At 33.6% G+C, this 22829-nt stretch carries 21 protein-coding genes and 5 pseudogenes; 22 read left to right on the top strand and 4 right to left on the bottom strand.

Going from position 1 to position 22829, the window contains the following annotated elements; genetic code table 11:
* From QUF93_RS19100 to QUF93_RS19080, 5 genes are all read left to right on the top strand, one after another.
* Positions 1-435: a hypothetical protein gene (locus QUF93_RS19100; protein ID WP_002203099.1), complete on the top strand. Its 435-nt coding sequence runs from the start codon at positions 1-3 to the stop codon at positions 433-435.
* A gap of 143 nt (positions 436-578) precedes the next feature.
* Positions 579-2342 carry a SulP family inorganic anion transporter gene (locus tag QUF93_RS19095; RefSeq protein WP_289359852.1) on the top strand — a complete coding sequence of 588 codons (1764 nt, stop codon included), beginning with the start codon at positions 579-581 and terminating at the stop codon, positions 2340-2342.
* An 86-nt stretch (positions 2343-2428) separates the two neighbouring features.
* A complete protein-coding gene (locus QUF93_RS19090; RefSeq protein ID WP_289375786.1) occupies positions 2429-2953 on the top strand; it encodes a hypothetical protein in 525 nt (174 codons plus the stop codon).
* A gap of 41 nt (positions 2954-2994) precedes the next feature.
* Positions 2995-3234 (top strand): D-alanine--poly(phosphoribitol) ligase subunit DltC, encoded by a 240-nt coding sequence (gene dltC, locus QUF93_RS19085; protein WP_088059606.1) that lies wholly within the window; start codon positions 2995-2997, stop codon positions 3232-3234.
* 141 nt (positions 3235-3375) lie between these two features.
* Entirely contained in the window at positions 3376-3717 is a 342-nt protein-coding gene (locus QUF93_RS19080) for a zinc ribbon domain-containing protein YjdM (protein WP_088059604.1), read from the top strand.
* A gap of 350 nt (positions 3718-4067) precedes the next feature.
* On the opposite strand, the gene QUF93_RS19075 is transcribed toward QUF93_RS19080, so the two are convergent.
* Positions 4068-4379: a hypothetical protein gene (locus tag QUF93_RS19075; protein ID WP_088059603.1), complete on the bottom strand. Its 312-nt coding sequence runs from the start codon at positions 4377-4379 to the stop codon at positions 4068-4070.
* Between the two features lie 428 nt (positions 4380-4807).
* Between QUF93_RS19075 and QUF93_RS29060 the strand changes: the two are divergent.
* Both QUF93_RS29060 and QUF93_RS19070 read left to right on the top strand, forming a co-directional pair.
* Positions 4808-5023: pseudogene (locus tag QUF93_RS29060) on the top strand (YkoP family protein).
* A gap of 127 nt (positions 5024-5150) precedes the next feature.
* Complete coding sequence (locus QUF93_RS19070; RefSeq protein WP_289375785.1) at positions 5151-5963, top strand: alpha/beta fold hydrolase; 813 nt, start codon at positions 5151-5153, stop codon at positions 5961-5963.
* Positions 5964-6414: 451 nt separating this feature from the next.
* On the opposite strand, the gene QUF93_RS19065 is transcribed toward QUF93_RS19070, so the two are convergent.
* Positions 6415-7032, bottom strand: a complete 618-nt coding sequence (locus tag QUF93_RS19065; RefSeq protein WP_133059360.1) for a DUF2238 domain-containing protein — start codon at positions 7030-7032, stop codon at positions 6415-6417.
* 520 nt (positions 7033-7552) lie between these two features.
* On the opposite strand from QUF93_RS19065, the gene QUF93_RS19060 reads away from it, so the two are divergent.
* From QUF93_RS19060 to QUF93_RS18995, 14 genes and pseudogenes are all read left to right on the top strand, one after another.
* A complete protein-coding gene (locus tag QUF93_RS19060) occupies positions 7553-8116 on the top strand; it encodes an undecaprenyl-diphosphatase (RefSeq protein ID WP_289375783.1) in 564 nt (187 codons plus the stop codon).
* 188 nt (positions 8117-8304) lie between these two features.
* The gene (locus QUF93_RS19055) at positions 8305-8448 is read left to right on the top strand and encodes a hypothetical protein (protein ID WP_000746491.1); all 144 of its coding nucleotides are present in this window, start codon (positions 8305-8307) and stop codon (positions 8446-8448) included.
* Between the two features lie 587 nt (positions 8449-9035).
* On the top strand, positions 9036-9215 hold the full coding sequence (locus tag QUF93_RS19050) for a small acid-soluble spore protein H (RefSeq protein ID WP_088059594.1): 180 nt from the start codon (positions 9036-9038) through the stop codon (positions 9213-9215).
* Positions 9216-9474: 259 nt separating this feature from the next.
* Positions 9475-9666, top strand: a pseudogene (locus QUF93_RS19045) (DUF1657 domain-containing protein); the annotation flags it as partial.
* A gap of 20 nt (positions 9667-9686) precedes the next feature.
* The gene (locus QUF93_RS19040) at positions 9687-10556 is read left to right on the top strand and encodes a DUF421 domain-containing protein (protein ID WP_088059592.1); all 870 of its coding nucleotides are present in this window, start codon (positions 9687-9689) and stop codon (positions 10554-10556) included.
* Positions 10557-10671: 115 nt separating this feature from the next.
* Positions 10672-10866, top strand: a pseudogene (locus tag QUF93_RS19035) (hypothetical protein).
* 261 nt (positions 10867-11127) lie between these two features.
* A pseudogene (locus tag QUF93_RS19030) lies at positions 11128-11358 on the top strand (hypothetical protein); the annotation flags it as partial.
* A 1760-nt stretch (positions 11359-13118) separates the two neighbouring features.
* Complete coding sequence (locus QUF93_RS19025; protein WP_070129309.1) at positions 13119-13772, top strand: DUF6944 family repetitive protein; 654 nt, start codon at positions 13119-13121, stop codon at positions 13770-13772.
* A gap of 1052 nt (positions 13773-14824) precedes the next feature.
* On the top strand, positions 14825-15295 hold the full coding sequence (locus tag QUF93_RS19020; protein ID WP_289360999.1) for an ArpU family phage packaging/lysis transcriptional regulator: 471 nt from the start codon (positions 14825-14827) through the stop codon (positions 15293-15295).
* Positions 15292-15402: pseudogene (locus QUF93_RS19015) on the top strand (site-specific integrase); the annotation flags it as partial. The gene QUF93_RS19020 and the pseudogene QUF93_RS19015, both read left to right, overlap by 4 nt.
* A gap of 92 nt (positions 15403-15494) precedes the next feature.
* On the top strand, positions 15495-16925 hold the full coding sequence (locus QUF93_RS19010) for an IS4-like element ISBce2 family transposase (RefSeq protein WP_080019313.1): 1431 nt from the start codon (positions 15495-15497) through the stop codon (positions 16923-16925).
* Positions 16926-17187: 262 nt separating this feature from the next.
* Positions 17188-17709: a GrpB family protein gene (locus tag QUF93_RS19005; RefSeq protein ID WP_088059590.1), complete on the top strand. Its 522-nt coding sequence runs from the start codon at positions 17188-17190 to the stop codon at positions 17707-17709.
* Positions 17710-17854: 145 nt separating this feature from the next.
* Entirely contained in the window at positions 17855-19288 is a 1434-nt protein-coding gene (locus QUF93_RS19000; RefSeq protein ID WP_289359847.1) for an IS4 family transposase, read from the top strand.
* Positions 19289-19704: 416 nt separating this feature from the next.
* The gene (locus QUF93_RS18995) at positions 19705-21363 is read left to right on the top strand and encodes an ABC transporter ATP-binding protein (protein ID WP_289359846.1); all 1659 of its coding nucleotides are present in this window, start codon (positions 19705-19707) and stop codon (positions 21361-21363) included.
* 22 nt (positions 21364-21385) lie between these two features.
* Here QUF93_RS18995 and QUF93_RS18990 read toward each other — a convergent pair whose 3' ends face one another.
* Positions 21386-21718, bottom strand: coding sequence for a YmzC family protein (locus tag QUF93_RS18990; RefSeq protein ID WP_097902771.1), 333 nt, complete (start codon positions 21716-21718; stop codon positions 21386-21388).
* Between the two features lie 11 nt (positions 21719-21729).
* Positions 21730-21945 carry a hypothetical protein gene (locus QUF93_RS18985; RefSeq protein ID WP_289359845.1) on the bottom strand — a complete coding sequence of 72 codons (216 nt, stop codon included), beginning with the start codon at positions 21943-21945 and terminating at the stop codon, positions 21730-21732.
* A gap of 195 nt (positions 21946-22140) precedes the next feature.
* On the opposite strand from QUF93_RS18985, the gene QUF93_RS18980 reads away from it, so the two are divergent.
* Complete coding sequence (locus QUF93_RS18980) at positions 22141-22716, top strand: TlpA family protein disulfide reductase (RefSeq protein ID WP_289359844.1); 576 nt, start codon at positions 22141-22143, stop codon at positions 22714-22716.
* Positions 22717-22829: the final 113 nt, after the last annotated feature.

The raw sequence follows: 22829 nt of genomic DNA, 5'->3' as shown, positions 1-22829 counted from the left end.
TTGAGCATTGAAGTTAAGAAAGAAGATATCATTCAACATGGAATGGAAATATTTCGCTCAATAGGAGCTCATCACGTTTGTAATGTTTGTATTAAAAGTGGAAATTCTTGTTGTTTTTCATGCCAGCATTTACAGGATGGAGTTGGATGTCAAAAGAGAAATACAGCTTGTACAGCTTGGTTATGCGGAATTCAAAGTTTTTTATTTGATCAAATAGGGTTACTGGACGAATGGAATAGTTTCTGGAGTGAAATTCCAGGACAAATGTTTCGTAGAGATAGTACCCCAGATAACGTAAGAATTAAATCGTTTATAGATATGAAAAAGCTAGATAGTCGAGGTGGATTACTTCTAGTAGAAAGGTTAAATTCCTACATACAAGAAGGAGGAGATATAGGTAAATTAGAACGTCATTTAAGCAAAACGTATAACTAATATTAGATTGATGCTCTCTTATAAAGAGATAAAAAGCGTCTGTATAAGAGTATGAGAAATGCATTTGTAACTCAAATTTATCAAAAGAAAATATTCTTTCAGAAGAAGTAAGATTTATTAAAAATAGAAAAGAAGGTTTTGTAATGAAAGGGTTATTTACGGGAAGATTTGAAGGATATTCATTGGGACATTTTCAAAAGGATCTTCTTTCAGGAATGATTGTTGGAGTTGTTGCGATTCCGCTTGCTATGTCTTTTGCTATAGCCTCTGGTGTTAAGCCAGAGTATGGGATTTATACAACATGTATTGCCGGGATACTTATTTCGCTATTTGGTGGTTCAAAGTACCAAATTGGAGGGCCTACAGGTGCTTTTGTTCCTATTCTTTTAGGGATTGTAATTACCTATGGATATGAAAATTTACTACTTGCTGGTTTATTAGCTGGAATTATCTTATGCCTTATGGGAATTTTTAAACTAGGATCTTTAATTAAATTTATTCCACGTCCTGTAACAATTGGCTTTACGTCAGGTATTGCCGTCAGTATCTTTACGGGACAAATTGCTAGTTTTTTAGGTTTAACAGGTATAAAAAAGCATGAGGAATTTATAGCGAATTTGAAGGAAATTTTTACTCATATCGGTACTACCAATTCTTACAGTGTCATAATTGCTTTGATTTGCTTTCTTGTTATACTCATAACACCAAAAATTTTTCCAAAAGTACCAGGTTCATTAGTAGGTGTTGTTATTTCAACTTTAATTGCAACTGTATTTTTCTCAGGTCATGTACCTACTATTGGTACAGCATATGGTACGATTCCAAACACACTTCCTCAGTTTGATATACCAGAAATCACAGTAGAGCGTATAAAACAGTTAATTGGTCCTGCATTTGTTATTGCAATGTTGGGTGGTATTGAATCTCTTTTATCCGCCGTCGTGGCAGATGGTATGACAAATAGTAAACACAACAGTAACAAAGAGCTTATTGGCCAAGGAATTGCCAATATTGTTGCACCGTTATTTGGAGGAATTCCGGCAACTGGAGCAATTGCCCGCACAGCAACCAATATTAAGAGTGGAGCTGTATCTCCGATGTCGGGTGTTATCCATGGGGGATTTGTGTTATTCACGCTTCTACTGTTAGCTCCATATGCTTCACATATTCCGCTTGCTAGCATGGCTCCCATTTTAATGGTGGTGGCTTGGAATATGAGTGAACAAAAACATTTTGTCCACATCCTTAAAATGAAAACGGGGGATTCTCTTGTATTACTTGTAACATTTTTACTTACCGTATTTACTAGTTTGACAACAGCTGTGGAAATTGGGCTTATTTTGGCTATTATTTTGTTTACAAAACGGATGAGCAACATGCTTGTCATATCTAAAGTGCTTCCTGATCATACAAGAAAACATGAAAAATTGTTGCCACATGTGGTAAATAAAACTCATGATTGTCCACAAATTAGTATTTATACAATAGAAGGCCCACTATTTTTTGGTGCTGCTCAAACATTTGAACAAAACATTTTAGCAACTATTCATTATAAACCTAAAGTTTTAATTTTACGTATGGGAAAAGTTCCTTTTATTGATACAACAGGAGAGTCTTACTTTAGGAATATTGTTCAGCATTTTAAAAAACAAGGTGGCGTACTTCTTATTTCAGGAATTCAATCAGAGCTAAAAGTAACTCTAGATAAGAATGGATTGTACGCTGAGATTGGGGAAGAAAACTTTTTTGATCATACCGGTGAAGCCATTAACTGTGCTTTAGAACAATTGAATACAAAAAAATGTATAGGGTGTAAACATTTCGCTTTTCATGAATGTACCCAACTTTCTCAGCAATCACAGGAAAGAAATACAATAAATAATAAGGAAAATGCTTTAGATTTTTAAAAAATTCACTTCACATACAAAGTTTGTTTGATTTGATCTACTCTTTTAATCCTTTTATTGAAAAATAGAGAAGGAGAAAGTTTACTTTGGAGAATGCGGAGAAGATTTTTACAAGGTGTGAACAAGAAGGTTTTTCATACATCCAACAAATGATTATCAAACAACAAGAAGAGAATATCTTCCTTACATTTAAACGAAAAACGGATTATACAAACAGTATCCTTTCAAAAGACGACAAAAAGAATTATGAAAAAAATGTATCGTTTTTTTCTCATCTTTCTGGTGGTGTAATTGTGTGGGGCGTAAAATCAAGTGAAAATAAAGATGGTGTTAACATAGCTAAAAAAATTCAACCTATCACTAATGCCAAAGCGTTTTTAACTAATCTAAATTGCTTATTATCAAAAGATTTTCCTGCTATAAACCCGGATGTTAAAAACATATATATTCCTTTTCCTAAAGAAACAAACAACGGATTTGTAATCACATATGTTCCAGGGAACAACTATCTGTTAAGCCTTAATAACTATTATACAAAGACCAGGGATAACTTTGTAATGATGATGGGGCAGATTCTTTTAAATGATGTGTTAAAAAATAGAAGACTATGAAGAAATTCATTATAAATCATGGATATAGAGGAGAATAAATAATGTCTGAATTTAAAGATCAAGTATTAAATGTTTTAGAAGAAGTATGTGAAAATGATATCGTAAAAGAGAACCCAGATGTGCAATTATTTGAAGAAGGAATTCTAGATTCTTTTGGTACAGTGTCTTTAATAGTAGAATTTCAAGAACGTTTAAACATCGAAGTGTCTATTTCTGACTTTGACCGTGATGAATGGGCGACACCGAACATGATTATTAAGAAATTAAAAGATATGAGATGAAAATAGGTATTTGAGATACAGATAAGAAAAACTTCTCAAAATTAAAGTTTGTAATTGCTATTCTTACGAAGTTGTAAAAAGGAAATTGAAAAAATTGCTTATATATTAGAATGAATGATAACGAGTGGAGGAAATAAAAATATGTCTAATTTACCAAATTGCCCAAAATGTAATTCAGAATACACTTACGAAGATGGAAATCTTTTTGTCTGTCCAGAATGTGCTCATGAGTGGACTTTAGAAGCAGAAACTGAAAATAGTGAAGATACAAAAGTTATTAAAGATGCAAACGGAAATATCTTAAACGATGGTGATTCTGTAACAGTAATTAAAGACCTTAAAGTCAAAGGAACTTCATCAGTCGTAAAAATAGGTACAAAAGTAAAAAGTATCCGTTTAGTAGATGGAGACCATGATATTGATTGTAAAATTGATGGTTTTGGAGCTATGAAATTAAAATCTGAATTTGTTAAAAAGGTATAATTGTGATTTTAATGAAACAGAACTAGTTTGACTTAATTGTTCAAAGTCAATGAACATACAACATTTTTAAGGTAGAAATGAAACAACTTTTATAATAGAAAGACCTCATTTATGATAAGTATTCTTGAATGAGGTCTTTCTATTTTTTTGAACGTATCCAACCATAGCGTGTATTTTTAGAAAATGCTGTCTTGTGTTTTACGTCACAGAATATAAAGATAGTTTACAATACTCTATTCGGCACCTAATTGGTATATCTTGTCTTATTCCCCCTTTCGGGGGATGGGCAAAAACACCCATAATAAAAAAGTTCGTCACTAGGAGACGAACTTTTTTATTATGGGTGACAATTATTGGTTTTGATTACTTTGTTTCTTTTGATTAATAGGAACTATTTCTCTGGAAAATTCCATGTTTGTCAGGTTTACTTTGGATGGAATAAATGTTCTTGTTGTATTTTGAACACCTTGGAACAAACGTTGAATAGGTCGCATCATATTTGAATTACGCGTTGCTACTACACCAAAAACGGTTCCTAACCCTAGTAAAGAAACCCAAATCCACCCTCTATTATTATTCCGTCTATTTCTAAACAGTTTAAACATTTGCTGAGTTCTTCTTCCAGAATTGAATAATGACATAAAGAAGTTAAAAGTGTTCATTTTTTGCCCCCTGTAAAAATGTTAGGAAAAAGAAGCGCTGAGTTCGATTTCACATGCTTTATTTTGCATTATTTTATAGAAATTTATGATGCAAACTTATGCTAATAGCTCTTCATTTTTTTCCTGAAAATCCTAAGATTTCCTAAATATTTTTTATTGAAAATATGCAAAATAATAGTAATAAAAATTCAAAAGGGAAAATGAAAGCAAATTGAAAAGCTATGTACTAACGATTTGAAATTTTACCGATTCAATATATTACAAATTCACGCGCTTAACTTATAAATGAAACTCACAAGGACAATATTTTACGTGTAAGACTTATCCGTTACAAAGGGGAAACTGTTACTCTTTCTGATGGAACTTAGATAAATAAGAATGATACCTTAGTTAAATTCCATTTACACACTGTTCATTTATTAAATGAAGTGAAGTGCTTTAATAATCATGCTAAAAAAGGGCGATTTATTTATCATGATGTTAAAAAGGCCTTGCCTAGCCCTGGATCATATATTCAAAATTTTTCTAGGCCAGATGAGATTTAAGGGATAATTGGGATTTCAATGTTAAACAAAGGAGCTGACCGATTAGGTTTTAAATTTGCTTCTATTTCTAATCCTTTTACAAATGGTATAAATGGTTAGCATTTATACCAATATGTTTATTATCTAATAATAATCAATTTTTTTATTATGCATCATTTTTGAAAGTTGCTTTTTTTCTTTAGAGAAGAGTTAGGGATGATTTCAGATTGTTGAGGTGATTACATATATGCCAATGTTGAATGTGGACGGTAGTAGTCTGTATTATACCGTTAAGGGAAAAGGGGCTCCTATTATTTTTATTCATCCTCCTGTACTCACTTGTGTGAATTTTGAGTACCAAATAGAGGAATTATCCCAAAAGTTTAAAGTGATTGCCTTTGATATTAGAGGGCACGGAAGGAGTCAGTATTCAAGACAACCGATAAGCTACCCGCTGATTGTTGAAGATATTAGACGTTTATTGGATCATTTGGGAGTCAAAAAAGCATTCATATGTGGATATTCGACCGGAAGCTCTGTCGCATTAGAATTTTTGTTGACTTTCGCCGAAAGTGCTTTAGGGGGTATTCTAATCGGGGGAATGTCAGAAGTAAGGGATGGATATCTAAAGAATAAGATTTCACTAGGCGTGAAACTTGCGAAAACAGGGGCAGTTTCATTTTTAGCATTGTCTATTTCATGGGGTAATTCAAATACACATAAATTGTTCAGAAAGATGTTTAAAGAAGCTCGAAAAGGAAATGCCCAAAATATCGAGCAGTATTATCGTTATAGTTTGCACTATAATTGTACCAATCAGCTTAGAAACATTGAGCTTCCAGTTTTGTTGGTTTATGGTAAGAAAGATAAATCATTTTATGGTCACGCGAAACTACTGCATGGGAAATTGCCATGTAATGAATTAAATTTCATTGATAACATAAAGCATCAAATTCCTACAAAAGCAGCGAAGGAGTTAAATGAAATGATTAAGCAGTTTGTATTTATCCATACCGAGATGAATAGGGAAGAAACTTTTTCTTTACCAGTAAAAGAGTAGATGTCTCGAGAATAAAGTGAAACTTCCAACAGTGGGGATTCGCCCCTGTTGGCGTTCAGCACAAATAGGAGCAGTGATGCCCCCACCTATCTTCTTTGATTCTTCTGAACATTTAGGTGAGGGTCTACTGCCTGTTAGGGCGGGGTAAAAGATTTTAAAGATAATAGTAAGGATAGTAATAAGGATATAAAAATAATCTTAGAAAAGTTTGGAGTGGGAAACGTCGTCATCTATAACGACGTTATCTTGGACGAAAGCCATCCACTCCACCAAAACCATATTGACGTTCCTGTGGGAGTGCTACGTCCTGCTCTTACACTTCCATTTCCTCTGGTACTAGCATCTTTACTTCTCATTTACTTCTTCTATAATTCCGTCCATGAAATCACTATCTTCTGTTTGCATCAATACATGACAATGCTACACAGATTCCTCTATATTTACTCTTTTATTAATTATCTTTTAATAGACGGTTATGTAGTGTTGAAAGGGTGAGTAACGCCAGAATCGAACCAACTAAGGCAAGCGACATATCCCATTGTGCATCCCACATATCGCCTTGCGTACCCAAAAAGTCTTTAGCTGCCGTTCCTCCCTTTGTTATTTTAAAAGCTAACCATTCAATGAGTTCATATAATGCAGCAATAGCAAGCGAAATACTTATAATAATCGTAACTAACCAGGGACCTTCAGTTAATTGAGTTTTCCGTAATAATACTTCTCTTATCACAATTGTAAACAAGCCTTTTATCAAATGTCCAAATCGATCGTAGTGATTTCGTTTTAAATCAAAAGCATCTTTTATCCAATTAAAAAGTGGAACCTTTGAGTATGTGTAATGACCGCCGATGAACATTATAATGACTAGTATTGAAATAATGGTATAAGAGAGTGTGGTGAGACGGAACTTATTGTATGTTGCAATTATAATGATTAGACCGAGAACGGCAGGAGTAGCTTCCGCTGCCCATGTCGAGTATCTCGCAGGCTTAATAACAGACCAAATAAAAACTGCGGTAACAATTAATAATAAAAATAGATGAATCATTTTACTTTTGTCTCTTATCACTTTTTTCACTCCTATTGAAAGGCTTTCTACTTAAAGTATTTGAAAAATCGCAGTTTCGTATACAGAGTACTTAGAACTTAGAACTGTTTGCCTTAGTTTACACTTAAGAATAGTTTTTTTAATGAGGAAAGTGATCTTACTTAGTAGATATTCACAAAGAAAATAGCTATATTCACAGCATGATTCGCTAACCTAAACTTAACTATTATTTTTCAGTAAGAATAACATTTACAGCCTTCGTGAACTGCATTAAAAGGTGTAGCTCTATATCAATGTCAAGTTAAGAATACCAAGAGAATATAGGGGAGTGTGCTTTCTATAAATTTTTGTGTCTAAACTAAAAATGTACATAACCAGTAGGAGGAGCATTATCACGTTAAACATGTTCAATTTGCAACTATATATTATTTATCTATTTAAACGGAGTAGAATAATAAGAAAGGGCATGCACACTACATATTTCTCTTTCGTGAGGGAATGATATTTATATAACAATTCAAAAATAAAGGAGAGCATCTGCATGAATTATAAAATGTTTAGGGCTATCAATCGTCTAGCTGGTCGTAACTCAACATTGGATACATTTATGATATTTATTTCACAAAAGACTCGATTCCTGTACATTTTCTTATTAGCCTTAATGTGGTTTAGAAACAATTCCTACAAAAAAAATATTTTATTTGCAGGGGTGTCAGTAGGGTTCTCATTATGTATAAATCGTTTTATCCAGTTCTTTTATTTTAAACCTCGTCCGTTTGTTATACATCGTGTGCGTTTACTTATCCCATCAAAGAATAATTCCTCATTTCCTAGTAAACATACAGCCGTAGCATTTGCCTTAGCAACCTCCGTCTTACTTCGTGAGCGTTTAATTGGCTCAATCATGTGGTTCTTAGCAATTTTGACAGGTTTTTCACGTATCTGGCTAGGGCATCATTATCCATTTGATATCATAGGAAGTGCCTTCATAGGAATCTTAACCAGTATAGCTATTGGCAATACTACATATTTATTTAATTCTTTTGTTACCTGGATTATAAATGTATATAGAAAATTAATTTTTGTGGATTTGAAACATTCCTGACGATACTTTTGATAAATCAAAGCACATAATTTTGCGGTAAACTCACAAATATCTAGGCAATCCCTTAATAATTGAATTTGATTCTAATTTGATATAAAGGAAAAAACGTTAAAAAAACTATAGAATATTCTTTTTCTTTAAGTAGAAGATAATAGCATAAATATTTATCTGAAAGGAGCAATAATCACTTGAAGAAAAGAAAATATCTACTTGCTATCATGTCTACTATTTTATCTGTAGGTTTCTTGTGCGGTTGCAATGGCGTTGATGAGAATGAGCCAGATCCCACTGAAGAACCTTCTGAAGAAATTCAAGAAAAGAATAATCAATAACAGGTTAATGTAAAGATTATCATTGGCTTACAGCGGATTCTTAAATATAGAAGAACCTAATTGAAGTAGAACAATATAGAGTAATCCAATAGAATAAAACAAGAAAAAATACCTCTTATACCTTATTTTATTAGATATGGTACAAGAGGTGTTTTCTGTTTATGGGTACATTTCAGAAATTTATACAGTTACTTCTTATTTCCTAACAATTGTCATTGTAACCATGCTACTTACCTTTTCAAAATACTCATGCTAAGCATCCTGATTTTAAAACAAAAAGTTTTTAATATATAAAATGTGCAAAATAAAGAACCGGTAGCGGTTCTTTATTTTGCACATTCTCATTTTTTATCTATGTAGAAATATTTAAGTATAGAAAAGGCTTAGCTATAAAAATTAAAACATTTACTTTCTACATAAACTACTCCCGCAACCAACTAGGAAATCAAAATCTAACCGTTGTCTTCGTTAGTCAAGTAACCGTAATTAAAACTAGCTCCCTGTTTACTTATTATTGAGTAATAAGAATACTTAAGTAGTTTGAAGTAAATATTATAACTGTTACAAATCAAAAGGAGGTCATTATAATGAACAAACAAAGAGCACAAGAGATTGCCGCTTCACCAGTCATGGCTAATGTAACGTATAATGGAGTTCCAATTTATATTCAGAATGTGGCTGAAAATAATGAAACAGCTAGAGTTTATCCTCTTAATGAACCCAATAATGAACAAGAAATTCCTTTATCCAACTTAATAGAACATTAATTGGTTACATGTTACCTCAATAAATAATTACTCAAACATACAAGCACCACTTACAATGGTGTTTGTATGTTTGAGTAATCTTATTTTCTATTTTCTTCTAGCTAATTGGGTTAATAAGGATAAAAAACATTTTTGATTGGTGGTTACAATCCTCTTTAATAAAGCAGCAAAAAAAACTACCAAAATTATGGTAGCAGTTACTAAATAAATGACTTATTTAAATTAGTGATAACAATGTACCTCCAACGGCACCAGTAAAAATGTAAAAACATGCCTCGCTAGTTTAAGGGGCGCTCAAGCAAGATTAAGTTCCCTTTCATTAAATTCAAAAGATGAAGAAGTAAAACGTGTTTTTCATGAATGTATGTTAGAAATGGACAGCGTCATTGCTGATTTAAAGGATAGAGTTTCCGTATTAGAACGTGAAGAACCTCAATATAAAGGTTTTTAAATAGGCTGGAGGAAATTACTATGTCTCACCTACCCGAATGGACGCTTGTCATTCTCCGCTCTGTATTCATATTAATTGTTTTATTTACTATCACAAAATGTTTAGGAAAAAGGCAAATCTCTCAACTTTCCTTTTTCGAGTACGTAGCTGGAATGACAATCGGTGGTATCGCCGCTCAAGTATCTACAGGGCTAGACCAAAAAATTTCCCATGGCGTCTTGGCCATACTTATTTTCGCTTCGGTACCTTTTTTCGTAGGAATTCTTTCCTTAAAAAACAAAGCCGCGAGAGATTTCTTTGAAGGTAAGTCTACAGTTTTAATAAAGGATGGCAAAATACTTGAGGATAATTTAAAGAAAGAAAAGTATACCAGTGATGAATTACTTGAACTTCTCAGAGGAAACGGAGCCTTTAGTATATCCGAAGTAGAATTTGCCGTCTTAGAACCAAGCGGAGAATTAAATGTATTATTAAAGAAAGAATCTCAACCACTTACAGCAAAAGATATTGGCTTGAAAGTACCAAATAAAAAGGAACCACAAACTGTTATTATGGATGGAAATATACTAGATGAACCTCTTTCAGCTAGTGGGCATAACCGCGCTTGGTTACATTCTGAACTAGAAAAACTCGGTGTTGTCATTGAAAATGTCTTTCTCGGTCAAGTTGATTCATACGGACAACTTACTATCGACATTTATAATGATAAACTTCAAATGCCTTCTCCTCAAAACAAACCTTTATTATTAGCATCTTTAAAAAAATGCCATGCTGATCTTGAACTATTTTCTTTAGAAACGAAATCAAAAACGGCAAGTGAAATGTATAGTAAAAATGCACAACAAATTGAAGCTATTTTAAACAAGGTAACCTACCTTCTAAAGGAATAAAAAAGGACGTTCTCACAAGCGTCCTTTTCTCAGAGTGTCGGAAAACCCTTTAGGGTTTCCCAACACTCTGACATCTTTGTAGATTTTAGCAAATGAAAACAATAAATGAGGATGGATTTGGGCTTCTCTACTAGGATTAGGAACCGTTTTTGGTATATTAGCAACACGTAATTCAAATATGACGAGACCTATCCAACGTTTTTAAAATACAACAAGAACATTTATTCCATCCAAAGTAAACTTGGCAAATATGGAGTTTGCCGATGAAATTACGCCTAACAACCAAAAGAAACAAGGTAACAAAAACTAATAACTATTACCATTACAATACAAAAATTCCATTAAAAAACAGTTAAATAGATAGCCGGTTCCTTAACGTACAGGAAACCGGTTAACTTGTGTCTAAACGTACAATTTTCTTTTTTTGATATGGTGACCCCATCGCCATCAAGCTAAGGTTTTGAAGTGCCCCCTAAATGAAAATTTTCTTTCTCCACAGTTAGTTATTTTGAAAAGTCCCCTCATTTTTTTGCTTTTGGGGTGTTTACTTTTCTTAAGTTGATGGGCATGACATAGAACCCGCATTATGAAAATTTGGGAGCTATTAGGTTTTAGTCACCCAGAAGTTCATAAAGATTACTGCGACAAACTAATGGGCCAACACTTATGTGGGACGAGCGATATTATGAAGGCTATCTATTTCGCTGATAAAGATTTACACGATAAATATCGCTATAAGATTCCAGAATGCTATGCGATGGGTGAAGCATTAGGGGTAGCGTATAAAGTAATTAAATCTTAATAAAATAGTTATTTTGTAAGTGTCAAAAAAAGAGCACCTCGTATAGGTGCCTGAATAAGAATTATTCAATAATCAAGATAATTACTTACCACCATTTTTATTTATATGTTTTAAATAAAAAACAGAAAAAATCCTTATTTGAATAGAGAAAAGAAAAAAGACAACAACCGGAGGGCTTGTTGTCTCAAAAAAAGTGGAATGACACAAAAATATTAGTTTAAGACATAACAGGTTATTTAAAGTATATGAATCGCGTGTAAAAATATACACCTTTCAAACAAAATCGTTATTTCATAGCAAATACAAAAGAGCACACAAATAAGCGTGCTCTTAGATAAGAAAGGTAAGAATCTTATGAGTGGAGAGTCTCCATACAATAACATATGCTTGTCTAGTTTAAATGTGAAAGTTTTTTAATAAATACGCTATTTGATCAATAGGTTATGGAGACGAAAATAGTGCACAATTTTTTTTGTGCACCACTATATATAAACTATGTCTTGTCTTGTTAATTATATGTCCATCTCAGAAAATCGTGAACAGATTAAAGTGGGATTTAAAAAGAGAAAACTTAAAAGGTGCTCCTCGACCAAACCTTTATTTGATAAAACAAAGCAGTCAGCTTAATTAGCTAACCACTTGTTGTACAAAAGAAATTAGGCCCTACAAGTACAGATATGTAACTTGAAGTTACAGCTATAGTATAAACGTAATTGGAAATGTTATACGGGGATAAAAAGGAATCTAATAAAAATTTCATTTTGTAGAAAAAAGTAAAAAGAGCACTATCAATTAGTGCCCTTTGTAAAAATAGCGTAAGTAGCCAGCTCACGTTATAAAGAAAGGTAGAATTTAATATATTCAAACCCTGCTTAAATGGTGAAAACAAAAGAGCAGCTAGTAAAAGCTAACTGCTCAATTATCAAAAAAAGGTTCCAGGCTGCAAACACTGTTAAGAAAGCAGCTTACGGATAGTATGTACAGAATTGTGAGGATTATTCGGATGAATAAAAAGAGCACCTTGGAACAGTGCTCTTTCATGAAGGTTATGCGGAAATAAAATGACGAAATCACCTAGTAGAAAGGGTGGCACAAAATAATATATGAACGTTTATCTAATGGGTGACAGTGAAATAAAAAGAGCAGCTAACAAAAGCTAACTGCTTTGCCCCAGTAAAGACTGGGGAGTGCTTTAATAGGTCTAAGGCTGAAATAAGGGTTTTAGATGTTAATACCTAAGACCTAAATATAGTATGGATTTCACTTCAGAAATTATGCATATAAATTGCATTCCAATAAAAATGGTTAAAAAACAAAGCAGTTAGATTAATTAGCTAACTGTTTGTTGTACAAAAGAAACTAGAGTTTACAAGTAATCATTTGTAACGGATAGTTACAGTTGTAGTAAAAACGGAATCGGGAGAGTTATGCGGGAATAAAACTTAATAAACACTTTAATTAAGAAGAAGGTGGTGATACAAATGTATATCTGTCCAAAATGTTTCGTTGATCAATATGAGATTTTTGAACATTTCACGTTATGTGAAGAGAGTAGTGATGAATAGTGAGTAATTTTAACAAGTTCAAAGGAATATACGGTTTATAATGGAGATCCATTAGTATGTATATCATATGGGTGTACTTCCTAAAATGATTCGCTATTATACGTTGTCAGACTGAGTGGCATTTCAAATTATTAACAGGGAGAGGGATAATTGAATAGGATTATAGTAATTACTTAATGCTGGGATAGGTTATAAATGGAGAACCAACTTAAAGAGATATTTGGTGCATTGGTAGCAGCGATAGGCACAATTACTTCCGCTATTGGAAGCACGCCTTTTCATTTTATAAGCGGTAATGTAAGAAAAGATTTGAATGTATATGGAAACGTATTACAAGCCGTTGGTAATGCTTTAGAGGCCGATGGTCAAGGGGAAATATCTCTTGAAAAGATTGGGAATGAAATCCAATCACTTGGTAATGTAACTGTAATATCTGGATTGGTTATTGATTTTAAAGAAGAAACACAAATTAAATTAGTGATTGCTGGGAATTGGACACAGGCTTTAGGCGGACTTACAGCTTTAGCAGATGAATTTAATGATACTTCGGATAACGATGAATCCTTAAACATTATAGGAAACTTATTACAATCTATAGGGAATTCATTACAGGCAATAGGAGGTATTTACGAATTAAAAAGTAACAGAGATGAGGAACAGTACAATAAAGAAGGTAAAGTAAATGGTGTGGGGAAAGATACAGACACTCAAGTAAACAGCGAAACTAATGAAAATGAAGAAGGACAGAGAATAGATGTTGTAGGAAGTTGGATCCAAGCTGTAGGTTCTGTAATTTCATTAATTGGGCAGATACGTGAAGAGAGTGAGGAATTGGAAGGAAACGATTAATAGATTAGTTTAATAGAGCTTTTTAATAAAATAATCCTTTGTGCGACGCGTTTCCTTATGAGTGTGTAAACACGAAATTGGAGGGGTATCAATCTTGATAACAACAACTGATTGACTGAAAGTAGAAATGAAAGCCGTCAGGTTGAGCTGAAACTACTTATCTAATACTCCTACATGCAAGGCGTGATAGTAGTCACAAATTGTATGAAGCTAGGTGAAGTCGACTGAACAAAACCTAAGTGAGAAATCATATGGTTTTGGATAGGTCGGGATGCTACAAAATATCTAAGGTGAGAATGTCCTAACGGACTGGCGAACTTGTGAATGTACGGGACTAAATTATTAATACATTAGAAATGTGTATGTCGTCAATGACGACGTTATCTACCGAAAAGTAAGAGTAAAGGATATGAAATTCGGAACATCCAACGATGAGGATGTAAAGATAACAGGCCTAAAGCAAGCACCTAAGGATATATGTATAGCTAAGTCAATTGGAACGTGGTAAGCAAGAAACTGTCACCAACGCCTACTAGCGGACAGATGCATATAAGGTTCTAACGAACCGAAATTGCTTCATTCTTGTGAAGGTGGGGACACAGTACCAACGAAGCATGTAACGAATGTGGAGGGATAGTCCCTAGTCTTGTTCTTTGAAAGCTAAATCAATTAGATGTAATTCACAGGATCGAGTAAGATGATGTGACCTTTCGTAAGAAAGGGGAATGAATACGTTGGTGAGTACAACATTGTTTGTAATCTAGTTGCTTTAGTATAAAAGGATAAGATGGGGCGCTGTATGCGATGAAAGTCGCACGTACAGTGCTAAGCGGGGGAAAAGATGGAGATAACTTCAAAGTCTTACCTATCGCAACTCTAATAAGAAAGTTACTAAAATAAGAGAAAATGATATAATAATACCAATTACACATTTAGTCCTACTGGAAGAACCAGCGGACATCAAACTATAAAGAGCATTAGTGATATTGCTCTGTAGTTTGGTGTCCGCTTTTTGGTTTTTTATTAACAAAATAGATAAGGGGTGTTTATATATAATGCAATTAACTTTCTTACCTAAAATTGATCGAAAAGCAACACAGGTTCGTTTAGAAGAGATTTTAGAAAATGTTCGTATTTACAGGCAATTGGGGATGATTAGAAACGAGATGAAGGTCACAGCCTCTAGTGAGGTAAGATATCACGGTCCAACAAACATAATAGGCAAGCAAACTGAAGATGTTGCTTTAACGAATATTGCAATGAGTGAAAGAGAAGTGAAATTGCAACGCTTATCTTTTCAAATTGATAAGGCATTAAGTCGCTTTAGTAAGAATCAAAGAGACATCATTGTAAAGCGATATTTAGAAGATGAAGAAGTCTTTGATTACATGGTTTATAACGAGATTGGTATGAGTAAACGTACATACAGACGAAATAAATCTAATGCTTTTTATAAACTAGCGTTTGCTCTTAGATTAGAAGTATATGAGATAGAAGAGCACTACGGAGGGGATGATCAATGAATTTTGTTCAACCAATACGTGATCCAGAGCAAATACAACACATTAAAGAATATTTAAAAGAAAAGAATGAACGTGATTATATTTTATTTGTAATGGGGATAAATACACACATCCATCAACTTAAGGATTTAGACTATTCTTAAACTTAAAAGCACGTTACTATTCTCTTATGTTAATGAGAAAGGGTGACGTGCTTTTTATGAATATGCATCAAAAACAAGAGCTGTCTTTATTTGCCGAAGAGTTATATCGATATATGTCTCCCGCTACACTTAATCAATTAGCTATAGAAGCAGGTGGAATGAAACGAAAACGTAAGTGCCATGGGCACCATTTTTTATCTTTGTGTGTATGGTTAAATCAACAAATCGCTACAACCTCTCTTACTCAACTTTGTAGTCAATTAGAAACTTCAACAGGAATTTTATTAAGTCCTGAGGGACTGAATCGACGATTTAACTCGGCTTCTGTAGCCTTCTTTCGAAATGTATTTACTACACTTCTACAAGCTAAAATTGGAGGATCATCTACAATTTCTCATTCTCTTTCTGCTTACTTTGAGCGGATTCGCATCCTTGATTCTACAACCTTTCAAGTTCCAGATCGATTCGCAGCTACTTATCCTGGTGCCGGAGGCTGTAGTCATACAGCTGGTGTGAAAATTCAATTAGAGTATGACTTGTTGAGTGGAGAGTTTTCTGATGTGAAAATTGAACCAGGAAAACGAAGTGATCAGGCATATGGGGCGACTCGAATGGACATGACACAAAAGAATGAACTATATATTCGTGACTTAGGGTATTTTCGTTTACAAGACTTTAAATCGATCCAAGATAAGGAAGGGTATTATTTATCGCGTCTTAAATTACCAACTAAAATATATAGAAAAGAATTCGAAACAGTGGTATTTAAAACAAAACCTGCTCAATTGAGACCGGTATATATACAAATTCATTTGGAAGACATCATGAACCAATTACAACCTGGCCAAGTGTATGAATTACATGATGTATATGTAGGGAGCAAAGACAAACTACCCACTCGCATTGTGGTTTATAGATGTACAGAGGAGCAAAAACAGAAACGTCTACATGATCGAGCTATTCGCGAAAAGAAAAAAGGGATTACATATACAGAGCGTACGAAACTTTTACAAGGAATTACGGTATATATGACAAACATTCCTACGGAATGGGTACCGAAAGAGAAAATCTATGATTTATATTCACTGCGTTGGCAAATTGAGCTGTTATTTAAAATATGGAAATCTTGGTTTCGAATTCATCGTTGTAAATCTATTAAACAAGAGCGATTAGAATGCCACCTTTATGGACAACTCATTAGTATCCTATTATGTTCTTCTACTATGTTTAAAATGAGAGAACTCCTGTTACGTAAGAAACAGAAAGAACTAAGTGAATATAAAGCGATGTACATAATTAAAGATTATTTCTTACTTTTTCATCAAGCACTACATAAAAACACCCAAGAATTATCAAAGATTCTCCTTCGTCTGTTTAACCTCCTACAGCGAAACGGACGAAAATCTCACAGATATGAGAAAAAAACAGTCTTTGATATTTTAGGTGTTGTGTATGAGTATACCACTTCTGCCCATCAGGTAGCATAGCGAAAAATTTGAAACCCGTCAGGGTTTATTTGATGTGCCTACTTTTATAACATCTATAAAAGATAATAAAAAACTACGTGGAAAGACCGCATTTTGTATAAAAATATACGTTAAGTTGATGGATGTGGGATAAATACACATGCCCATCAACCTAAGGAATCAAAATCCCCCCATAACGAAAATTCTATTGATTTGAAGTAGCTTTGCTCATCTAAATTTGATATTATGTTCAAGCTCAAAATACATAAGGGGGATTAGGAATATGGAAAGACCAGTTGTTATTGAGGAGTTTACACCGGATTGGGCACTACAATTTAAAGAAGAACAAAGGCTTCTAAAAGGTATAATGGGAGATAAAGCTATTACAATTGAACATATTGGAAGCACATCTGTTGAAGGATTAGGAGCTAAACCAATATTAGATATTATGATTGGAGTTCATAATTTAAAAGAAGTAGATGAGTTTATTGAACCTTTAAAAAAGATTGCATATGAATATGTATTTCATAAAGAGTTTCCAAACAGAAGGTTTTTTAGAAAGGGATTATGGAGAGCGGGAACACATCATTTGCATGTTTATGAACTAGGGAGTGAAGAATGGAACAGTAATATCTTATTTAGAGATTATCTGAAAAACCATCCTGATACACTCCAACAGTATTATCAATTAAAACAAAAATTAGCTGAAAAACATCATCATGATAGAGTCGCATACACAAATGAAAAAGCGCCATTTATAACAGATATTATTCAGAAAGCTAAAAATGAAATTAACTTTCGCTAACGAAAATCATGTAAATATATAAAGTTATCAAACGACTATATGAGGTACCGTCCCATCGCCATAAAGCTAAAGTTTTACACTATCCATTAAGTAAAAAAGACGTTATTCTTTTTGTAGAAATATACAGAAAGGATGGCGTTTTTGTATGAATCTATCGATTCAGGATGAGTTTCATTTGTTCGCTGAAGAACTACAGCGATATCTATCTCCACATATTCTTCAACAACTCGCACAAGAGACAGGTTTTGTAAAACGTAAAAGTAAGTATGGCGCACGAGATTTGGCTGCTTTATGTATCTGGATTAGTCAACAGGTAGCAAGCGATTCTCTTACTCGATTATGTAGTCAGCTCTATGCAAATACAGCTACACTTATGAATCCAGAAGGACTTAATCAACGTTTTAACCGATGTGCGGTTTTATTTCTACAGCGTGTATTCTCCCTTTTAATCAAAAGCAAACTAAACGATTCGTCTCGAATCTCAAACCAATACACCTCTTATTTTCAACGTATACGTATTTTAGATGCTACTATTTTTCAAGTACCCAATCATTTGGCTACTATTTATCCTGGTTCAGGAGGATGTGCACAAACAGCCGGTATTAAGATTCAGCTAGAGTATGATTTACATAGTGGAAAATTCCTCGATTTTCAAATGGAACCAGGTAAAAATAATGATAAAACCTTTGGTACAGAATGTTTGGATACCTTACGACCAGGAGATTTATGTATTCGAGATTTAGGATACTTTTCTCTAAAAGATTTAGACCAGATGGATCAACGAGGGGTGTCCTATGTTTCACGGTTGAAATTAAATAATAGAGTATATGTGAAAAATGAATCCCCAGAATTCTTTCGGGATGGAACAGTAAAAAAGCAATCTTTATATGCTTTACTTGACCTTGAACATATCATGCATCAGATAAAATCAGGAGATACTTATGAAATTCGAAATGCCTATGTTGGACAACAAAAATTACCCTCACGAGTTGTAATATACAGACTCTCATCAACTCAAGTTCATAAACGTAGGAAACAGCAAACTTATGTTGAAAAGAAAAAAGGGGTTACATACTCTGAAAAAAGTAAACGTTTAACAGAAATCAATGTTTATATTACCAACATCCCGTGGGAAATTGTTCCGATGGAACATGTTCACGAGATTTACTCTCTACGTTGGCAAATAGAGATTGTATTTAAAACATGGAAATCTCTATTTGGTATCAATCATTGTCACAATATTAAGCGGGAGCGTCTAGAATGTCATCTTTATGGACAGTTAATCGCTATTTTTCTTTGTTCTTCCACTATGTTCAAAATGCGACAGCTGTTACTACAGAAAAAACAAAAAGAATTAAGTGAATATAAATCAATTTATATGATTCAAGATCATCTGTACTTAGTATATGAAGCTATACAACAAGACACCCAAGAAGTATCAAAAATTTTTCTTCGTCTGTTTGACCTCTTACAGAAAAACGGACGGAAATCCCATCGATATGAGAAAAAGACAGTCTTTGATATTTTAGGTGTTGTTTATCAGTGCACTGTATCCAATCTAAAGCAGAAAACTGCATAACCTTTAAAAATACACCTTATCAAGGTTTATTTGGAATGCGTATTTTTAGAAACAGATAAACAAAATATCAAGCATATAGGCAACAAGAACGGAAGTTCATGAAATACCCACCCTTAGCTTGATGGGCATGTATGGTGACCCCTAGTATAAGGATTGTCGTAATGAAGATAGCTTTTTCCACTATTTGAGAAAAGTCAGTACAAATGTTGTGGTAAATGAGGGCATTTGTGGTACAAAAAAGGATTGAACATACAGAATTATTCCGTTTGTATCTATCCTCTTCTTTTGTTCTTATATAATGTGAAACATTATATATTTATTCTTGTTGAAACAAAGATTGATTCAAATTTCTTGAATCTAAATAAAACAATTGGTTTCATCCCTTTCTTTTTACTATGTAAAATGGAGGGAACGTTATGAAGGAATACGAAAGAATATTGTTACCGCTACGGAAAGAAAAAATATTAGTAATAGCAGCCATATGTAGTGGGATCATAGCTGCTATTTTAAACTTATCCCGTCCAATTTTTATGGGGCTAATTGTAGATAACCTTATTCAACAGGAGTTAAAAGGCGCTTATTTGTACATTGCTCTGTTTGCTGGTAGCCGTTTTATGATGTGGATGAACAATCTTTTATTTGATTATATAAGTTCAAAAGTGAGTCAGCGAATATTACGAAAGAAACGTATAGATGTATTGCGTCATTTTTTTCTATTACCATTTGAAGAGAGTGAGAAAATCAAACAAGGAGAGTTAGAAACTTTAGTCGTGTCTGATATTCCGAACTGGGTCAGATTATATGGATCTATATTAATAGAATATATACACGCCATTGCGCAATTTATTGGTGCAATCATAGCACTACAACATATAGATATAAAGTTCATATTGTGGGTAACTCCGTTTTTATTTTTAAGTGCAGCGGTTCCGATGTTTATGGGGAAAAAGGTAAGAAGTATTGCAAGCATTGCTCAAAAGAATCAATCAAGTGTTGTAGAGATGATGTCACAGTTTGTAAAAGGTATGCAAGATTTACGGAGTTTACAAAAAGAAAAATGGGCAATTCAATTATTTAAAGGGGTAACGGCACAATCTTATAAATCGGAAGTAAAGAAGACGATGATGCAACATTACATGGGAGTAGTTGGAGCAGTGATTGAAACAGGAGCATATGTCGTTGCTCTCATTATAGGTGCGCAAAAAATAATGAAAGGTGAAATGGAAGTTGGTTCAATTGTTGCAGTGTTAGCTACAATTGAAATGCTCTTTTTTCCAGTCCGTTACGTGGGGGAGTTACTAATGATGACACAAGTTGCAGTCGCTTCGGCAAATCGAGTTTTTTATTTTTTAGATAAACAAGTGGCAGACAGTGAGGTGAAAAAAGCTATGGGAATGAAGATAACAAATGTTTCATTTCAAGAGAATGATGAAGCGAAGTGTAGAATTAAAAATATTCATTTGGAGATTAATCCTGGGGAACTCGTTATTGTTGTGGGCGAAAGTGGTGCAGGGAAAACGACGCTTTTAAAATTAATAACGGGTTTATATAAACCATCTAATGGTAGCGTTGTTTCTTATGGTAATGAGGCTCGGATGACTACAGTATGGCAAGAACCACGTTTTTTTCGGACGACAGTAAAAGAGAATATGTATTTCGGGGAAGAGTATTTAGAAAACCAATCAGAAAAAAATATTGAACTGGTAAATGTAACGCCGATTATTAGGGGGTTATCTGAAGGGAGTCAGACTGTACTACATAAAAGCGGTGAAGAGTTTTCCGGAGGGGAAAGGAAACGTCTTGCATTATTGCGTGCGATTGTATCAAATCCGAATCTTATTATTTTAGATGAACCGACTGCGGGGCTAGATTTGAGCAATCAAGAAGTGGTTTGGAATATGATTGAAGGATTAGGGGAGAATGTAACGAGAATTGTGACGACACATGATGTCGGGAAGGCGATGATAGCAGATCGGGTTGTTGTCATGAAGAATGGAATTATTGTGGAATGTGGGGATCCTAGAGAATTATTAAATTGTAAGTCATTGTTTAAAGAGATGCTAATAAAAAGATAAGAGCTACATAGCACTCTTATCTTTATTCACTCTTATTAAGTTGATACGTATAAGACTCAGGATCACTAGTAGTAAATTCTTTGACTAAAGTAAGTTGATTTGTATCCGGATTATATTTGAAAATTTTGACCGTACGTTCGCTACTTAGTGATGGATTATATTCTTGAATAGCAAATGTATTTTCAGCAATCTGTGTCATATTACTGGTGGAAACATTTTCTATGGAATCATGATTTGTAGAAATTTCAACGACTCTTCCACCGTTGAAAAATAAAAGAACGATTACTAAAATAACTAAACATATTCGTATATAGCGAAGTTCTTTACTAATAGGGTGTTCTCCCAAAACAATCATCCTTTCTGTAACTATTTTATAGTAGTGGTGGTAGTCATCGTGAAGAAACTAAGCATACCGAGACTAGCTAAAAGGATAAATGAGATTAAAGCGATATAGAGACAAATACGTCCAACTTGCTTTTTTTCAGGATCTTTACTGAAGAGCGAGATGATCCAAGTAATAACTCCGATTGGAGAAAATATAAAACTAAGAATATATAGTAGTACTTTTTCAAATAAATTCATAAGAACTCCTTTCGTTAATGAATGTTCTATTTATTTCTAATTATATGATAAAAAGGGAAATATTTCATATTATTTACGAAAATTCTGATTATTTTGACTGTGAATATTTCCAAGCTTGTCCGTATAAGCTAAAATAAGGTATATAGTATTTTGATGAATATGTTAAAAAAGATAAACACGTTAGGGTGATATAAAATGTGGCGGAAGCTTACGATTATTGTAGTGTTACTTTGTTTAGCGGGATATGCAGCTTATGAACAGTTTGGTAAAAAGGATCAGGCGGTACAAGGGAAGCAAGAAAAAAGTGAAGCTGCTATGAAAGAGATGATCGCACAGAACGGTATAGAAATAGGAAAGAGTGCACCAGATTTTGAATTAACTAAGTTAGATGGAACGAATGTAAAGTTATCAGATTTAAAAGGAAAGAAGGTTATTTTAAATTTTTGGGCAACGTGGTGTGGGCCTTGTCAGCAAGAAATGCCTGATATGGAGGCTTTCTATAAAGAACATAAAGAAAACGTAGAAATTTTAGCGATAAATTATACTCCTTCAGAAAAAGGAGGGGGAGAAGAAAAGGTAAGAAATTTCGCTAAAGAAAAAGGGATTACTTTTCCTATTTTATTGGACAAGAACATTGATGTGACAACAGCGTATAAAGTAATTACGATCCCAACTTCGTATTTTATAGATACGAAAGGCGTAATTCAGGATAAGTTCATTGGGCCGATGACGCAAAAAGAGATGGAGAAACGGGTTACTAAATTAAAATAACGGTGAATAGGTAGAGGTGGAAAATAGCCATTTCTGCCTTTTCTTTTTCAAGTAGTGAAAGCTTCGTGATATGATAAAAGAAATATAAATGTTTAGAGATAAAGGAGTGTATT

Origin of the sequence: Bacillus hominis (assembly GCF_030348325.1) — a bacterium.
Taxonomy (GTDB): Bacteria; Bacillota; Bacilli; order Bacillales; family Bacillaceae_G; genus Bacillus_A; species Bacillus_A hominis.
This window is presented reverse-complemented; position numbering and strand designations above follow the sequence as displayed.

What these genes read in the sequence shown, in the direction of transcription:
- QUF93_RS19095 (WP_289359852.1), top strand. Translation starts at nt 579, where the DNA reads ATGAAAGGGTTATTTACGGGAAGATTTGAAGGATATTCATTGGGACAT.
- dltC (WP_088059606.1), top strand. Translation starts at nt 2,995, where the DNA reads ATGTCTGAATTTAAAGATCAAGTATTAAATGTTTTAGAAGAAGTATGT.
- QUF93_RS19080 (WP_088059604.1), top strand. Translation starts at nt 3,376, where the DNA reads ATGTCTAATTTACCAAATTGCCCAAAATGTAATTCAGAATACACTTAC.
- QUF93_RS19075 (WP_088059603.1), bottom strand. Translation starts at nt 4,379, where the DNA reads ATGAACACTTTTAACTTCTTTATGTCATTATTCAATTCTGGAAGAAGA.
- QUF93_RS19070 (WP_289375785.1), top strand. Translation starts at nt 5,151, where the DNA reads ATGCCAATGTTGAATGTGGACGGTAGTAGTCTGTATTATACCGTTAAG.
- QUF93_RS19060 (WP_289375783.1), top strand. Translation starts at nt 7,553, where the DNA reads ATGAATTATAAAATGTTTAGGGCTATCAATCGTCTAGCTGGTCGTAAC.
- QUF93_RS19050 (WP_088059594.1), top strand. Translation starts at nt 9,036, where the DNA reads ATGAACAAACAAAGAGCACAAGAGATTGCCGCTTCACCAGTCATGGCT.
- QUF93_RS19040 (WP_088059592.1), top strand. Translation starts at nt 9,687, where the DNA reads ATGTCTCACCTACCCGAATGGACGCTTGTCATTCTCCGCTCTGTATTC.
- QUF93_RS19025 (WP_070129309.1), top strand. Translation starts at nt 13,119, where the DNA reads ATGGAGAACCAACTTAAAGAGATATTTGGTGCATTGGTAGCAGCGATA.
- QUF93_RS19010 (WP_080019313.1), top strand. Translation starts at nt 15,495, where the DNA reads ATGAATATGCATCAAAAACAAGAGCTGTCTTTATTTGCCGAAGAGTTA.
- QUF93_RS19005 (WP_088059590.1), top strand. Translation starts at nt 17,188, where the DNA reads ATGGAAAGACCAGTTGTTATTGAGGAGTTTACACCGGATTGGGCACTA.
- QUF93_RS19000 (WP_289359847.1), top strand. Translation starts at nt 17,855, where the DNA reads ATGAATCTATCGATTCAGGATGAGTTTCATTTGTTCGCTGAAGAACTA.
- QUF93_RS18995 (WP_289359846.1), top strand. Translation starts at nt 19,705, where the DNA reads ATGAAGGAATACGAAAGAATATTGTTACCGCTACGGAAAGAAAAAATA.
- QUF93_RS18990 (WP_097902771.1), bottom strand. Translation starts at nt 21,718, where the DNA reads ATGATTGTTTTGGGAGAACACCCTATTAGTAAAGAACTTCGCTATATA.
- QUF93_RS18985 (WP_289359845.1), bottom strand. Translation starts at nt 21,945, where the DNA reads ATGAATTTATTTGAAAAAGTACTACTATATATTCTTAGTTTTATATTT.
- QUF93_RS18980 (WP_289359844.1), top strand. Translation starts at nt 22,141, where the DNA reads ATGTGGCGGAAGCTTACGATTATTGTAGTGTTACTTTGTTTAGCGGGA.